This window comes from Engelhardtia mirabilis (genome assembly GCF_007748095.1).
Classification (GTDB): Bacteria; Planctomycetota; UBA1135; order UBA1135.
Genome location: NZ_CP036287.1, coordinates 2,511,297 through 2,525,459 on the forward strand (window position 1 = coordinate 2,511,297; position 14,163 = coordinate 2,525,459).

The following is a 14,163-nucleotide window of genomic DNA, read 5'->3' on the forward strand; positions in this document are numbered from 1 at the left end:
ACCAACGGCCCGCGAACGGCGGGCCCCGACCACCACCGCCATGCGTAGCTTCCTCGCCGCCCTGTTCCTCGGAGCCTTCTTGACCCCCTTCGCCTCCGCCGTTCAGGGTGACGAGGCCCGCCCCGCCATCGACCAGTACAACCTCGGGCGCGATGGCCTGGCGCTCCAGGGCTACGACCCGGTGGCGTACTACGAGGTCGGCGGCGGCAGCCCGACCAAGGGCGACAAGCAGTTCAGCGCCGAGCACAGGGGCGTGACCTACCGCTTCGCGAGCGACGCGAACCGTCAGCTCTTCCTCGCCGCCCCCGCGCGCTTCGAACCGGCCTACGGCGGATGGTGCGCCTACGCCATGGCCAGCGGCGACAAGACCGACATCGACCCCAAGTCGTTCCTGATCGAGGAGGGGCGCCTCTTGGTCTTCTACAACGGCTTCTTCGGCAACACCCGCAAGAGCTGGGGCAAGGAGCAGGGGCCGGTCGAGCTGCGTCCGAAGGCCGACCAGGCGTGGCGTGAGTTCAGCGGCGAGGCTGTGCCGCGATCCCTGCGCGAGTTCGACCTGCAGCAGGGACTGGCGTTGAAGGGCATCGACCCCGTGTCGATCGCGACCGGTACTCCGGTCGCCGGCCTGCCGCGCATCGCCGTGGTGGAGCGCGGAGTGACCTACTACTTCGCAACCGAAGCGAACGCCGCCGCCTTCCGCGCGAACCCCGCCGCCCACGAGCCGGCCTTCGGAGGCTGGTGCGCCCGTGCCATGGCCGAGGGCAAGAAGGTTGCTGTCGACCCGCGCTTCTTCGTGGCGGAGAGTGAGCAACTGCTCCTGTTCGCGGGTGGCAACGCGCGCCAGCAGTGGATCGATGGGGGCGAGGCCCTGGCAGCCCGCGCCGAGGCGGCCTGGACCAAGCTGAACGCCCCCGTGGGCCAGGGCTGAGCCGCCGCCGCGACTGGCGCGGGCTTTCGAACCCCGTCACTCGCCTTCGGCGGGCGAGAGACAGCGGATCTCATGGGCGCGGCCGCGGAGACCCGCGGCCGCACCCGACCCCTTCATCGCACTGCTTCCCAGGCGGCCTTGCGCTCGCCGTCGGCCACTAGGCTCTGACCCGTGTAGAGCTCGTGGTAGCGGCCGCGCAGGGCCAGTAGCTCTTGGTGGTTGCCCTGCTCGAGGATGCGACCGGCGCCGATCACGAGGATCCGGTCGGCGGAGCGCACCGTCGACAGGCGGTGGGCGATGACGAAGCTGGTGCGGCCGTGCAGGACGGTCTCCAGGGCTCGCTGCACGGCGCGCTCGGTCTGGGTGTCCACCGAGGAGGTGGCCTCGTCGAGGATCAGGATCTCGGGCTCGGCCACCAACGCGCGTGCGAAGGAGATCAGCTGCTTCTGCCCGGTGGACAGGCGCGCGCCGCCCTCGCCGACCCGCGTGTCCAGGCCCTTCTCGAGCTTGTCCACGAAGGTCTGGGCGCCCACCAGTCGCAGGGCCGCGCGCACGTCCTCCTCGGTCGCGTCGAGCCGGCCGTAGCGCACGTTGTCGAGCACCGAGCCCGAGAACAGGTGCGGCGTCTGCAACACGATGGCCAGCTTGGAGCGCAGCCAGGCCAGGCCGCGCTGGCGGTAGTCGACGCCGTCGAACAGGATCTCTCCGGCGGTCGGCTCGTAGAACCGGCACAGCAGGCCGGCGATCGTCGACTTGCCGCCGCCGGTCTCGCCCACGAGCGCGATGGTCTGGCCCGGCTCGACGGTCAGGTTGAAGTCGGCCAGCACCGGCTCGCCCGCGTCGTAGTGGAACGACACATGCTCGAAGCGGATCTGGCCGATGCGGTCGGGCAGGCCGTCGGCTGCGAAGCCCGCCGGGCGTGCACGCCCCTCGCCCGCGGCGAGGATCGCTCGCACCTCGTCCGAGTCGCCGATCTCGGGCACCTCGTCGATGAGTCCGAGGATCCGCTCGGCGGCGGCCTGGGCCATCAAGAGCTCGGCGAAGCGCGCCGCGACCTGCTGCACCGGTTCGAAGAATTGGCGCGCGTAGGTCATGAACGCGATCAGGGTGCCGAGGGACAGGGCGCCCACGGCGACATGCTGTCCACCCAAGCCCAGGGCCAGTGCCAGGGCCAGGCTCCCGATGGTCAGCACCACCGGCAGGTAGACCGCCGCTTGCAGGGCATTGGCGATCGAGTGTTGCGCCATGCGCTCGGTCAACTGCGCGAAGTCCGCGTGCTGCTCGCGCTCGCGCGCGAAGCCCATGGTCGTGGCCACGCCGGCCAGGTCCTCGGCGTAGGCCGCCGTGATGCGGCTGTTGACACCCCGCACCGCCCGCGAGCTCTGCAGGATTCGGCGCTGGAACCACAGGCTGATCCAGGCCAACAGGGGCACGAAGACCAGCACCGCCAGGGCCAGGCGCCACTCCAGGAACAGCATCGCCGTGGCGATCCCGCTCATCACGGTCGCGCCCCAGACCACGTCGAGCACGCCCCAGGCGAGGATGTTCGAGAGGCGCTCGCAGTCCGACGTCATGCGCGCCACGAGCCAGCCCGAGGGCCGGCGGTCGTAGAAGCGCAGGGACAGGCGCTGCAGGTTCGCGTAGGCGTCGCGCCGGATGTCGCGGGCGATGCGCGGCCGCAGGATCCCCGCGCAGCGGATGAAGGTGAAGACCCCGCCGGCCAGGGCCAGGCTCACCCCGGCGTAGGCCAGGGCATAGGGCCAGAGCAGCTCGAACGTGTCGATCTCGGGCGGCGCCGCGGTCACCGCGTCGATGGCCCCTCGCGTCACCAAGGGGATGCCGGTGTCGGCCGCGCCGACGACAATCGCCGCGGTCACGAAGATGCCCAGGGTCCTGGGGTAGCGCTTGGAGTAGGCCAGGAGGCGCTTCCAAAGCCCCCAGTCGATGCGCGCCGCGGCGCCGGAGTGCTCGTCGTCCAGGATCTCGTCGGTCATGGCTTCACGCTCCCCTCGGGTGTGCCTTGGGCGATCTCGGCGCCCGCGGTCCGTTGCAGGTCGTCGTCCAGCTCGTCCTCCAGCGCGGTCTGGATCTGCCACAGGCGTTGGTAGGGCCCGTCCAGCCCGATCAACTCCTCGTGCCGACCCCGTTGCACCACCCGGCCACCGTCGAGCACGGCGATCTGATCGGCCGCGACCACCGACGAGAGGCGGTGGGAGATGACCACGGTCGTGGCGCGCCCTCGCCGCCGCTCGAGGGCGGCGAGGATCTCGGCCTCGGTGCGCGTGTCGACCGCGCTCAGAGTGTCGTCGAGCACCAGAATCGGCCTGTCCGCCAGGAGCGCCCGAGCCAGGGAGAGGCGCTGGCGCTGGCCGCCCGAGAGGGTCACGCCCCGCTCGCCGACCAGGGTCTCGTAGCCCTTCTCGAAGCGCTCGATCGAGGCGTGCAACGCCGCGTCCCGCGCGACGCGTTCCAGCTCGTCCGCGCCCGCGTCGCGCCGGGCGTAGGTCAAGTTGGCGGCGATGGTGCGCGAGTAGAGGAACGGCTCCTGGGCCGCGAGGCCCACTTGCCGCCGCACCCACGAGCGCGGGAGGCGCGCCAGGTCGATCCCGTCCAGGGTGATGCGCCCCCGGTCGGGGTCGTCGAAGCGACCGAGCAGGCGCACCAGGGTCGACTTGCCCGAGCCGGGCGGACCCACCAGCGCCAGGCTGCTGCCCGCCGGCACCGTCAAGCTGATGCCGTCCACGGCCCGCGTGGACTCGTCGAAGGCGAAGGTCACGTCCTCGAACGCGAGCTCTCCCCGCACGGTCGCCGGCAGGGTCTGATCCAGCTCCGGATCCTGCTCCACCGGCTGGTCGAGGACCGCCTCCAGGCGCGAGATCGACACCAAGGCCTTGCCCGTGTCGGCCAGGACGCGACCCATGTGCCGCACCGGCCAAAGGAAGATGCCCACGAAGGCGATGAAGGCGAACAGATCGCCGACGGTGAGCAGTCCCGCGTGGACCCGCGCCACCCCGTGCAGCAGCACGAGGCCCATCTGGGTCATGCAGAGCACGTCCGAGAGGCTCCAGTAGATGGCGAACAGGCGCAGCAGCCGCTCGGTCCGCGCGCGGAAGAGGTCGTTGCAGGCGTCGAAGCGCTCGAGCTCGAACTCCTCGCGCCCGAACGCACGCACCACACGCACGCCCGTGAGGTTCTCCTGGATGGCCGTGGTCAGCTCGCCCTCGGCCTCGTCGACCTCCGTGAAGCGCTTCTGGATGCGCCCGAAGAAGGACACGGCGAAGACCAGGATCACGGGGATCACCACGATCGAGGTCACCGCCAGGGTCGAGTCCAAGAGGAACAGGATCGGCGCGGCCGTGAGCAAGAGCAGTGCGGCGTGGCCGATCTCGACCACCTGCTGGGCCAGGAACACCCGCAGCGTCTCCACGTCCGACGTACAACGCTGGACGACGTCGCCGGTCTCGGCCCGGTCGTGCCAGGACATTGGCAGCTCGTGCAGCTTGCGGTGCAGGCGATTGCGCAGACCCTCGACCAGGCGCTCGGACGCCTGGGCCGCCCAGCGACCGCGTAGGTAGGTGAGCAGCCCCGCGCCAGCGGTGATCAGCACGGCCGCTGTGCCGTGGAGCCACAGCACGCGAGGGGGCACGACATCGCCCGCGGCCAGGCGGTTGATGGGCTCGACCAGGACCAGGGGCACGCCCAGGGTCAACAGGCCGCCCGCCCACAGGGCGAGCATGGCGCCGCCATAGCGCAGCCGCTGGCCGCGGGTCAGCTCGAGCAGGGTGCGGTGGCGCGCGAAGCGGCCCGCCGCGGTCGATTCGGAGGCAAGTGAGGTCACGTGGATCCCTGGAGGCACGAGTCGGAGCCTTCGCCGGAGGGCCCCCGGAGGGGCGAGCGAGCGGCGGGTCATGCGGCCGGCGAAGGCACAAAACACAAAGACCCGCTCGAGTTGCCGTCGAGCGGGTCCAGGGGAGGAGAGCTGTGGGCTCTGCTTACTCCACTCGAGGGACCCCTCGATCCGCGGCGACCTTCCAGCCACCGACGACGCCACCGACAACGAAGACGCCGACGCGATAGCGCGGGGCGACGTTGCGGGGGTTCATGGGCTGGATGCGGATCATCTGGGTGTTCTCCTCGTTCGAGGTCGCGCGGCGCCAGTGGCTGGACCGACGTCGCGCGTCAGGAGGCTACGACGGAAACGCGGCGCGCAGCGTTCGCGAAATCCGAGTTTTTCTCGACGGTGCGCGTGAAATCAGGCCTCGGCCAGCTGCTTCAGCCGCGCCAGGTCCTCGGTCTGCTTCTGATCCAGCTCCGAGCGGATCTTGCCGGACATCAACTTCAGGGCGAAGTTCCCGAGCCCGACGACGGTCTTCTGTCGCATGCGCGTTCCGGACCCAGCGGCGACCAGTTCGACCTGGACCGTGAAGGTCACATCGCGGCCCTCGGCCTCGAACCCGAAGCGAATCGGCGCCTGGGCGACCGTCACGCGCCCCTCGAGGTCGATGTGGATCGGCCCTCGCTCCAGGCGTTGGCGGAAGCGCGTGCCGACCTCCGGGAGGGCGTCGGCCGATCCCTCCGTGGGGGCCGCCGAGACCAGCCCGCCGATCCACTCCAATTGCCCCGCGGAGGTCGCAATCCGGGGGTAGAGCTCCGCGGGAGGGACGGCGATGTCGATCTGGTGCTCGATTTCCATGGGGCGGTTCCGGTGGGGCGCGGGGCGGACGGGATCGGGCTGGCGCCCGCACTTGGCAAGCCGCAAGGTACGGGCCGCCGTCCGGCGACCCAAGTCCGTCCCCCTGTCAGACCCCGATGAAGACCCTGCCCACCGTCTCCACGACCTCCACCCTGGCCGCGCCCCGCAGGTTCGGCGTGGACCTGCTCTCGGCCGGCTGCGTCTGCTTGCTGCTTCTCGGCTGCGCCTCGACGGGCAACTCCCACGAAGGCCCCGGCGCGCGCGTCGCCGCCGCCTACGGCGTGGACCACTTCGGCGAGCTCGAAGCCCTGCGCTACACCTTCAACGCCGACCTGGGCGAGCGCGAGATCGCCCGCCAGTGGGAGTGGGAGCCCGGCACCGGCCGCGTGGCCCACCGCAAGGGCGACGAGCTCTTCGTCTACTTCCGCGGGTCAAACGGTGCCCCCGAGTCGCCCCGCGAGGTCGACGGCCAGTTCATCAACGACCAGTACTGGCTGCTGTTCCCCCTGCACCTCGTCTGGGATAGCGGCCTCGAGATCACCAGCCAGGGCACCGCGACCGGACCGATCACCGGGGCGGAATGCGAGCACCTGATCTGCACCTACTCGAGTGAAGTCGGCTACACCCCCGGCGACGTATACGAGCTGTTCGTCGACGAAGACGGCGACGTGCGCGAGTGGATCTTCCGCGCCGCCGGCTCCGAGGAGCCCACCCGCACCGCGGCCTGGAGCGAGCCCACCGCCATCGGTCCGATCCGCGCCAGCCTCGAGTTCCCGGGCCCCGACCCCGAGGCCTTCCGCATCTGGTTCACCGACGTCGAGTACAAGCTCGCCGGCGGCGAATGGACCGCGGTCGAGTGAACGCGGAGTCCGAGGTCGCGGACCGAACCGCCGCGAGCCGATCGCGCCCGCCGGCCACCAGCACCGGCGCGCTCCTGATCGCCGGCGCCGCGCCCCTGGTCGCGGTCGGCGCGGCGATCCACGTGGTCGCAGCCAACGCGCCCGATTGGGTGGCCGAGTTCTTCGACCCGATCTTCGCGGTGGCGGGCGGGGCGTTGGCGCTGGGCCTGGTCGTCTGCACCTTCGTCGCCGTGCGCGGAATGCGCCGCGGCGATCGCAGCGCCCTGCCCCAGGTCGCGGTGTGCGGCCTGGTGCTCTTGTTCGCCTACCTGTCGAGCATGTGGGCCCTCTTGCGCGGGCTCGAGTAGCGGCCGCTCGAGCACCGGCGCGATCGCCGCGCAACTCGCCGGCCTGTCTCCGCACCCCTGGCCAGCAACGCGTCCGGTTTCGCAGCCAGCGGCCGCCGCCGGTCACCGACACCTGTGCGCCCAGTCGGTCCTACCAGAGCTGCGCGATCTGAATCGCGTTGAGGGCCGCGCCCTTGAGCAGTTGATCGCCCGCCGCGAAGAGCTGCAGACCGCACGCACGACCGTCCGCATCGATGGCTTGGCTCGGATCCGCGCGCAGGCGGCCCACCAAGACCACCACCCGGCCGGCGGCCTTGAGCGGCGTCGGGAAGTCCCCGCGCCCGCGGTCGTCGACCAGCTCGAGTCCGGGGGCGCGGCCCAGGACCTCGCGCGCATCCGCGACACGGGCGGGCTCGGCCAGGGTCAGGTCCAGGGCCGTGCAGTGGGCGCGCATCACCGGCACGCGCATGCAGGTCGCCGCGACCCGCGTGGTGTCGTCGCCCCACAGCTTGGCGCTCTCGGTGACCAGCTTGCGCTCCTCCTCGTTGAGCCCGGTCTCGGGGTCGACCGGCGAGTCATGGCTGAACACGTTGAAGGCGCAGGGCTCGGCGAAGACCTGCGGCACGGGCGCCTCCCCCGCGAGCACCGCCGCGGTCTGGTCCCGCAGCTCATCCATGGCCCGTCGCCCGGCGCCGCTGACCGACTGGTAGCTGGTGACCGACATGCGTTCGAGTCCGAATGCCCGCCGAATCGGCGTCGCGGCCAAGAGCGCGATCACCGTGGTGCAGTTGGGGTTCGCGACCAGCCGGCCCGCGTACCCGCGCAGCACGTCGCCGTTGACCTCCGGAATCACCAGGGGCACCGCCGGGTCGTCGCGAAAGGCGCTGCTGTTGTCGACCACGCGGGCGCCCGCTTCGACGGCCACGGGAGCCCAGCGCCGCGCGGCCTCCTCACCCGCCGCCATGAAGACCAGGTCCGCACCCACAAGCGCTGCGCGCGAGGTCGGCACGAGCTCGACGGTCCCCGCGCCAAAGCCCAGGCGCTGGCCCGCGGATGCCTCGGATCCGCAGGCCCGCACTCGTCCAGGCTCAACGCCCGCCCCGGCCAGCACTCCCAGCAACTCCGCGCCCACGGCCCCCCGCGCGCCGACCACGGCGATCTCGAGCTCGGTCAGGTTCATCGCGCGGAGCTTCGACCGGCGCCGCCCACCGCGCAAGGCCTCGGCCGGCTCAGCTCGGATCAGCCCGCGGGTCGCTGGATGGAGCGATCTTCTGCGCCGAGGTCGACGACCGGTCCCGTCGGCTCGGCGGGGAGGGCCGGCGCGGGGCCGGGGGGTTCGTCCACGACGCGGCAGGCGATCCGCATGCCGAGCATCGGGGCGAGCATCTCGCGGCGGGTGGTGCGGGGCTCGAGGCGAGTGGTGGCGGGCAGGGGCATGGGAGCTCGGGGCGTGGGCGCTGTGGGGGGCTGGTCGGGATCCCCGACCCGATCGCGCGGGGAGACTAGGCCCGCTGGGTCAGCGCTCGGCGTCCGCACCGCAAAGAGCCTGCTAAACAGTCGCCGGACCATGGAGCTCGTCTTCGGACGCCGTCGACGCACAGGGCGTCAGCGGCGCTTCCTCTCGAGTTCGAAGCGCACCTGGCCGCCGGTCTCGTCCGTGTCGATCGTCCGCATGTGCGTGCCGACGTCCGGGGAGGCGATCAACAGGTGCAGGGTCCCGGGCGGGTGGTCGAGGGACGCGCGTCCGTCGACGACCTCGGCGTCGCGGGGAGCGATCATCAGCGGCGAGGCCTCGCCATCCTCGACCGAGACCCAGCGCAGGACCGCGTCGGTGAGCGGCTCGCCGGTAGCCCTCGAGACCAGGTCCAGCTCCAGGTGGGCCGTGGGCGGCGGCGCCTCGATCGTGATCTCGTTGGCGCCGGGCGCGAGCTGCAGCCGGCGCTCGCTGCCGCCGGGCTCGATCCGCAGGGCGTGCTCGCCGCTCGACAGGCCGTCGAGCCGGGCGACGAAGCCCGCGCCGTCGGGCTCGAGCACCAGCGGCCGGCCGATCGGATCGTCGCGGGTCTCGCGCCGCTGGGCCAGGGCTTCGTCCAGGGCGAACAGGGTCGCGCTGGGCGGACCATCCCCTTCACCCGCGGCGCGCAGGTGCAGCTCCAGGCTGGCCGGCGCCGGCGTGACGGTGCGCAGGTCGAAGGCGACGCCGTGGTGGCGATTGGGCAGCAGGCGGAAGCGCCGGGTGGCCTTCGAGGTCTGCGTCGAGAGTTCGATCGCCACCTCGCCGGGATCCAGGAACCCGACGAAGATCTGGTCGTCCACGGCCGTGCGCGGTCCCAACTCGCGCTCGAACTCACCGCCCGCCTCGAACTCGATCCGCATCTGGATCGGCTCGTCGCGGTCGTCGCTGAGCACGTGCAGCCACAGGGCGGACTGCTCGAGGAACACGTCACCCTTCGCGGCCGGATCGAAGCCGGGCCAGACGTCGTCGGCCACGGGCGCGCGGCTGCACGCGCAGGCGAAGAGGGCCGAGGCGAGGGCGGCCAGGGTCCGGCGACGGGCGGCGATGGGCGGGGCGACCCGATGGGGAGCGGGGCGTTGCATCGTCCTTCCCATCGACCCCCGGGACGGCCGACCTGAACCCCGCCTGCTTCAGCCGTCGACGCGGGGCCACCAGGCGAGGCTGTCCTCGAGTCCGCCCGGGCGCGAGCCGGCGAGCCAGAGGCGGCGGTGCTCGGCGCGCACCCGCGCGGGCAACTCCCCGGTCGGCTCACCGGCTCCGGTGCGTGCACCCAACTCGGCCTGGTCCAGGGCGTGGTCGAGCTCGGCGTCGAGCTGGGCGTCCACGGCCGGTCGCGCGGCGCGCAGGTCGGCGAGGCGCTCGAGCGCCGCGTGCCAGGGCGCGGGATCTGCGGGCAAGCGGAAGGGGAAGCCCGAGGGGTGCAGCCGCTCGAAGAGGGCGGTGGCGTTGGTCAAACGGCGCGGCGAGCCGTCCGCCTCGGGGACGCCCGACACCGCGCGCAGGTCGCGGTCGGCGTCGCCCAGCTCCGCGAGCCAGTCCGCGAGCCGCAGGCTCTCGTCGCCGAAGACCTGCAGGCTGATCGCGCGCGGGTCCGGCTGCGCCGCCGGGTTCCAGGCCCGGCTCGCGAACTCGGCCAGGGCCAGGCGACCGATGGGCTCCACCTGGCGGTGCCCCACGTCGCCCCACTCGGCGATCTGCACGCCTCGGGCGCCGTGTACCGCAGCGGCGGCGATGCAGCCCGCGAGGTTGGCGCGGCGCTCGGTGGTGCGCCCGGTGAAACTGCGCCAGGCCGAGGTGCCGCAGCACAGGTGGAAGGGCCGACCGCTCGCGGCCAGGGCACCGGCCTGGGCGTCGAAGGGGTGGTCGGGCTCGTAGCCCCAGGCCACCGGCACCAGGTCGGCGGAGAGCTCGGCCAGCCGGTCGGGGAAGTGCAGGGCGATGTCGGCCCAGAAGCGCGGCTCGAAACCCCGCTTGCGCGCCGCGGCGGCGACGCCGTCGAGGTGCCGGCGATACACCTCGAACACACCCACGGCCTGCACCTCCGCGCGCGAGCGACCCTGGCCCACGTCCTGGGTCTCGTCGCAGCCGACGTGGACCACGCGCGAGCTGAAGTTCTCGAGCAGCTCGTCCAGGAGGCCTTCGACGAAGGGCAGGCTGCGCCCGTCGGTGGGGCACAGGCTGAAGGGGCCTTGCAGCTCGATGCCCTCGAACACGAAGCACCCCAGGGTCTCGGCCAGGGGCGCGTAGCGCGGCAGGCGCAGCCAGCGCTCCAGGTGGCCGAAGCAGTTCTGGTTGGCGGCCAGGCGCACGGACCGACTCGCGAGCAGGGCATCGAGGCCGCGCACGTCGGCCGCGGTCAGGGGCGAGGCCGCGCGCCAGACCTCCTCGTGGTCGCGGTAGGCGAAGGTGTGTTCCGTGTACAGCTCGAGGTGGTTGAGCTTGAGCGCCGCCGTGCGCTCGGCGAGCTGGACCAAGAAGTGATTCGTCGGCACGCGATCGCGGCTGACGTCGAGCATGTAGCCGCGCTCGCCCCAGGCCGGCGCGTCCTCGATCGTGAGCCGCGGCAGGCGCGTGCCGTACTGGCGCCGCAACTGGGCCAGGGTCGCCTCGCCACGGGCGAAGCCGGCCTCGCCGAGGGCGGTGATCAACACGCCGTGCTCGTCCACGTCTAGGCGGTAGGCCTCCTCTGCGTAGCGGGTGTCGCGCCGACGGTCGGCCACGTGGTCGGCGCGCCAACCCTCGCGTCGGGTGAGCCGGCTGGGCGCCGGCACCAGCAGCGGGTCGAGCTCGCGCAGGTCGCTCATCGGTCCAGCTCGACGTCGAGGGTGGCGACCTGGAACGGGGCCAGGCGCAGGTGCGGCCGACCGTCCTTCAGCTCGACGGCGAGGCGCGGATCCGCAGCGCCGCGCAGGTCCACGGCGCGCGCCGCGCGGACGGGGGCCGGGAAGCTCGCCGAGACGTCCACCGGTGCTCCGACGCCCTCCCAGATCCGCAGTCGCAAGCCGCCATCGATCAGCCGCAGCGACGACACGAACGCCGCGCCGCCGCCGGCAACCTGGACGAGCTCGAAGGGGCCCGCCCGGCGCGCCGAGTCCACGTCGATGCGCGCCGGATCACCGCTCCAGGGCAGGGCCTCGGCGCGGGCGGTGATCTCCGCCAACGGCGCGGGTCCGTCGTGGGGCACGAGCTCGATGCGAAAGCTGAGCGGCAGGGAGCTGTCGGCGGCCGGGTCGGGGAAGCGCGTCGCGCGCAGCAGCGACAGGCCGAGGGTGTCGCCCGCGCCGCTGGCCCCGTACTTCGAGTCGTTCAACACGGCTAGGCCCGCGTCGTCGCCCGACAGATCCATCCAGCGTTGGATCGGCACCTCGAAGCGCGCGCGCTCGGAGGGCGTGTCCAGGGTCAGGGGCCGCTCGAGGAAGCCGAAGGGGATCGACGCCTTCCAATGGTCCGCGCGCACGGCGACGGGGAAGGCCATCCGCAAGAGCTTGCGCTCCTCCTTCCACGGGGTGCAGTGGATGCTCGCGCCCAGGCCGCGGCCGTCGGCGCTGGCGCGCCAGGTGATCTTGATCACGGTGCCGGTGGCGAGTCGGCGCTCGAAGACGAGGCCCGGACCGCCGGTCAGGGGCTCGATCTTCGTGCAGGGGCCGTCGAGCTCCGCGAAGCGCGCGTGGTCCTCGGGGTCGATGTCCCAGGCCTCCCAGCGACGCGGGCGGTCGTCGTGCAGGCGCAGGGCCGCGATGGGGCGGCCGTCGATCGCCAACTCGCGCCCGGCGGCGGTGACCAGCGAGCGCACGCGCCCCGCCTCGTCGAAGGTCGCGCGGAAGTGATCGGTGACGAGGGTCAGGTCGTCCAGCTCGCCCGCGGCGACGGCGCGGCTGCCGCCGGTTCGCAGGGTCAGGCCGAGCCCGGCGAGCGGCTCCTCGCCGAAGCACAGGACCTGCGCCCGGGTGGACGGATTGAAGACCACCTCCGTCGGGCGCGTCGCGTCCTTCTTCCAACCGCGGTCCAACTCGATCAGGGCCTCGATGTAGGCGTCGACCGCCTCCTCCACGACCTCGCGCGTGCCCGAGCCGGGGAGGATGTCGTGGAACTGGTTCAGGAGCAGCGTCCGTTGAACCCGCTCACAGGTGGCGGCGCGGTCCTCGTCGCCGGTCAGGGCCGCGATCACCTCGGACCCGCGCAGGCGCGCCTCGAGGAAGGCGTTGAGCTGCTTGAGCGAGGCCTGGCTGGTCCAGGTGCCCCGGTGCAACTCGAGGTACAGCTCGCCCTCGTGCACCGGCAGCTCGCGCCCGGCGTCGCGGGCGGCGGCGACCTCGGCGTGCAGGTGCTCGCAGAAGGCCGCGGTGCCGCGCGTGTCGACCCGCGGCAAGCCCTCGGCATCGGCGGCCAACTCGGCACGCCAAGCCTGTTCCGGCGTCGGCCCGCCGCCACCGTCTCCGAAGCCGTAGGGCAGGAGCCAATCGTCCACGCCCGCCGTCTCGCGCTCGGCCGTGATGCGCTCGCCGCGTCGCAGCTCCACCGGGTGCACCGTCGCGTTGTAGTCCTGGCCGGGCGTCAGGTGCGCCAGGATCTCGCTGCCGTCGAGCCCGCGCCAGGTGAAGGTCGTGTGGGGGAAGGTCGTCGTCTCGCTCCACCACAGCTTGTTGGTGATGAAGGTGTCGAGGCCGGCGAGGCGCGCGAGCTGGGGCAGGCTGGCGCAGAAGCCGAAGGTGTCCGGCAGGTAGAGCAGGCGCTGGCGACCGCTCACGCCGAAGCGGCTCTCCATGTAGCGCGTGCCCTGCTCGAGCTGACGGCACAGGCTCTCGCCCGAGGGCATGTTCGCGTCGGGCTCGATCCACATGGCGCCCAGGGGCTCCCAGCGGCCGGCATCGACGGCGGCGCGCACGCGCTCGAAGAGCTGTGGCGAGTCCTCCTCGAGCCAGGCGTACTGCTGGGGTTGGCTGCACAGGAAGTGGAAGGAGCCCGAGTCCTCGATCGTGCGCAGGGCGGTGGAGAAGGTCCGCAGTGCCTTGCGGCGGGTCTGCGCCGTGGTCCAGAGCCAGGCCGTGTCCAGGTGGGCGTGGCCCACCGCGAAGCAGCGGCCGGCGTCGTCGGTCGCTCCGTTTGCGAGGACGCCCGTGAGGTGGTCGAGAGCGGCCGCAGCACCCACGCCGGGCTCGCGCGGATCGACGAGCGTGCGCACGTGCTCGAGCGCCGCCTGGAGCGCGTCGCCCCGTGCCGTGCCGTCGCCCAGGTCTTCGACCAGGTCCGCCACGAACAGGAACGCGTGCAAGAGGCGCCAGGCCACCGGGTCGCGTCGACACAGGCCCGCGCCCTCGAAGCGCCCCGGGTTCGGCTCCGCCCAGCGCCGGCGGACCTCGGCCTCGTCGAAGAAGAAGGTCGTCGCGCCCAGGGGCCGGTTGCAGTCGGCCTCGATCAGAAGCTCCACCGCGTCGCCGGGCGCGCCCACCGGGTCGATCGGGATCCGGCGCCGGTTCTCGTCGAGCCCGTGGGTCGGCGCGCCGTCGCGCCAGAGCAACGCTTCGGTCCCCGAGCAGAAGCGCAGCCAGGTCTGCCCCGGATCGAGCCCCTCGCGAACCTCACCTCGCAGCCGGAACCAGGCCGTCGACCAGACCGGCCCCCAGCGCCAGCCGGGCTCCACCGGCTGCCAGCCCTCGGACTGCGCCGCCTCGCGGGCCGTCAACGCACGGCCGGGACGCAAGACCTCGGCCCGCAGGCGTTGGTCGACGGGGAAGGCGGCCGGTTCGAGGACCTGCTCGGCGTAGGTGCGCGCCCGCAGGGCGGCCAGGAGGGCATGGGTCACCACGCCGCGAGTCTAGTGGGGGCGGAGACGATCCGAC

General features: G+C 72.5%; 12 protein-coding genes. 3 read left to right on the plus strand and 9 right to left on the minus strand.

What is annotated here, in order from left to right; genetic code table 11:
* The first annotated feature begins 40 nt into the window (after positions 1–40).
* The gene (locus Pla133_RS09200) at positions 41–928 is read left to right on the plus strand and encodes a YHS domain-containing (seleno)protein (RefSeq protein WP_145064619.1); all 888 of its coding nucleotides are present in this window, start codon (positions 41–43) and stop codon (positions 926–928) included.
* A gap of 113 nt (positions 929–1,041) precedes the next feature.
* On the opposite strand, the gene Pla133_RS09205 is transcribed toward Pla133_RS09200, so the two are convergent.
* The 4 genes from Pla133_RS09205 to Pla133_RS09215 form a co-directional block, all read right to left on the minus strand.
* Entirely contained in the window at positions 1,042–2,922 is a 1,881-nt protein-coding gene (locus Pla133_RS09205; RefSeq protein WP_145064620.1) for an ABC transporter ATP-binding protein, read from the minus strand.
* A complete protein-coding gene (locus Pla133_RS09210) occupies positions 2,919–4,766 on the minus strand; it encodes an ABC transporter ATP-binding protein (protein WP_419192285.1) in 1,848 nt (615 codons plus the stop codon). The genes Pla133_RS09205 and Pla133_RS09210 overlap by 4 nt, the downstream gene beginning before the upstream one ends.
* 154 nt (positions 4,767–4,920) lie before the next feature.
* Positions 4,921–5,049 carry a hypothetical protein gene (locus Pla133_RS26135; RefSeq protein WP_419192286.1) on the minus strand — a complete coding sequence of 43 codons (129 nt, stop codon included), beginning with the start codon at positions 5,047–5,049 and terminating at the stop codon, positions 4,921–4,923.
* A gap of 131 nt (positions 5,050–5,180) precedes the next feature.
* Positions 5,181–5,621: an SRPBCC family protein gene (locus Pla133_RS09215; protein ID WP_145064622.1), complete on the minus strand. Its 441-nt coding sequence runs from the start codon at positions 5,619–5,621 to the stop codon at positions 5,181–5,183.
* Positions 5,622–5,737: 116 nt separating this feature from the next.
* Between Pla133_RS09215 and Pla133_RS09220 the strand changes: the two genes are divergently transcribed.
* Entirely contained in the window at positions 5,738–6,481 is a 744-nt protein-coding gene (locus Pla133_RS09220; protein WP_145064623.1) for a hypothetical protein, read from the plus strand.
* Positions 6,463–6,828 (plus strand): hypothetical protein, encoded by a 366-nt coding sequence (locus Pla133_RS09225; RefSeq protein ID WP_145064624.1) that lies wholly within the window; start codon positions 6,463–6,465, stop codon positions 6,826–6,828. The genes Pla133_RS09220 and Pla133_RS09225 overlap by 19 nt, the downstream gene beginning before the upstream one ends.
* Before the next feature lie 130 nt (positions 6,829–6,958).
* On the opposite strand, the gene Pla133_RS09230 is transcribed toward Pla133_RS09225, so the two are convergent.
* The 5 genes from Pla133_RS09230 to Pla133_RS09250 all read right to left on the minus strand — a co-directional run bounded on the left by Pla133_RS09230 (position 6,959) and on the right by Pla133_RS09250 (position 14,126).
* Positions 6,959–7,987: an aspartate-semialdehyde dehydrogenase gene (locus Pla133_RS09230; protein WP_145064625.1), complete on the minus strand. Its 1,029-nt coding sequence runs from the start codon at positions 7,985–7,987 to the stop codon at positions 6,959–6,961.
* A gap of 59 nt (positions 7,988–8,046) precedes the next feature.
* Positions 8,047–8,244, minus strand: coding sequence for a hypothetical protein (locus Pla133_RS09235; protein ID WP_145064626.1), 198 nt, complete (start codon positions 8,242–8,244; stop codon positions 8,047–8,049).
* 168 nt (positions 8,245–8,412) lie between these two features.
* Positions 8,413–9,405: a hypothetical protein gene (locus tag Pla133_RS09240; RefSeq protein ID WP_145064627.1), complete on the minus strand. Its 993-nt coding sequence runs from the start codon at positions 9,403–9,405 to the stop codon at positions 8,413–8,415.
* A gap of 48 nt (positions 9,406–9,453) precedes the next feature.
* Positions 9,454–11,127: a glycoside hydrolase family 20 zincin-like fold domain-containing protein gene (locus tag Pla133_RS09245; RefSeq protein ID WP_145064628.1), complete on the minus strand. Its 1,674-nt coding sequence runs from the start codon at positions 11,125–11,127 to the stop codon at positions 9,454–9,456.
* On the minus strand, positions 11,124–14,126 hold the full coding sequence (locus Pla133_RS09250; protein ID WP_419192287.1) for an alpha-mannosidase: 3,003 nt from the start codon (positions 14,124–14,126) through the stop codon (positions 11,124–11,126). The genes Pla133_RS09245 and Pla133_RS09250 overlap by 4 nt, the downstream gene beginning before the upstream one ends.
* Positions 14,127–14,163: the final 37 nt, after the last annotated feature.

Bases quoted from the DNA above. Each gene is read 5' to 3' on its own strand.
- Pla133_RS09240 (WP_145064627.1), bottom strand. From the start codon at position 9,405: ATGCAACGCCCCGCTCCCCATCGGGTCGCCCCGCCCATCGCCGCCCGT.
- Pla133_RS09200 (WP_145064619.1), top strand. From the start codon at position 41: ATGCGTAGCTTCCTCGCCGCCCTGTTCCTCGGAGCCTTCTTGACCCCC.
- Pla133_RS09230 (WP_145064625.1), bottom strand. From the start codon at position 7,987: ATGAACCTGACCGAGCTCGAGATCGCCGTGGTCGGCGCGCGGGGGGCC.
- Pla133_RS26135 (WP_419192286.1), bottom strand. From the start codon at position 5,049: ATGATCCGCATCCAGCCCATGAACCCCCGCAACGTCGCCCCGCGCTAT.
- Pla133_RS09245 (WP_145064628.1), bottom strand. From the start codon at position 11,127: ATGAGCGACCTGCGCGAGCTCGACCCGCTGCTGGTGCCGGCGCCCAGC.
- Pla133_RS09215 (WP_145064622.1), bottom strand. From the start codon at position 5,621: ATGGAAATCGAGCACCAGATCGACATCGCCGTCCCTCCCGCGGAGCTC.
- Pla133_RS09225 (WP_145064624.1), top strand. From the start codon at position 6,463: ATGGACCGCGGTCGAGTGAACGCGGAGTCCGAGGTCGCGGACCGAACC.
- Pla133_RS09205 (WP_145064620.1), bottom strand. From the start codon at position 2,922: ATGACCGACGAGATCCTGGACGACGAGCACTCCGGCGCCGCGGCGCGC.
- Pla133_RS09235 (WP_145064626.1), bottom strand. From the start codon at position 8,244: ATGCCCCTGCCCGCCACCACTCGCCTCGAGCCCCGCACCACCCGCCGC.
- Pla133_RS09220 (WP_145064623.1), top strand. From the start codon at position 5,738: ATGAAGACCCTGCCCACCGTCTCCACGACCTCCACCCTGGCCGCGCCC.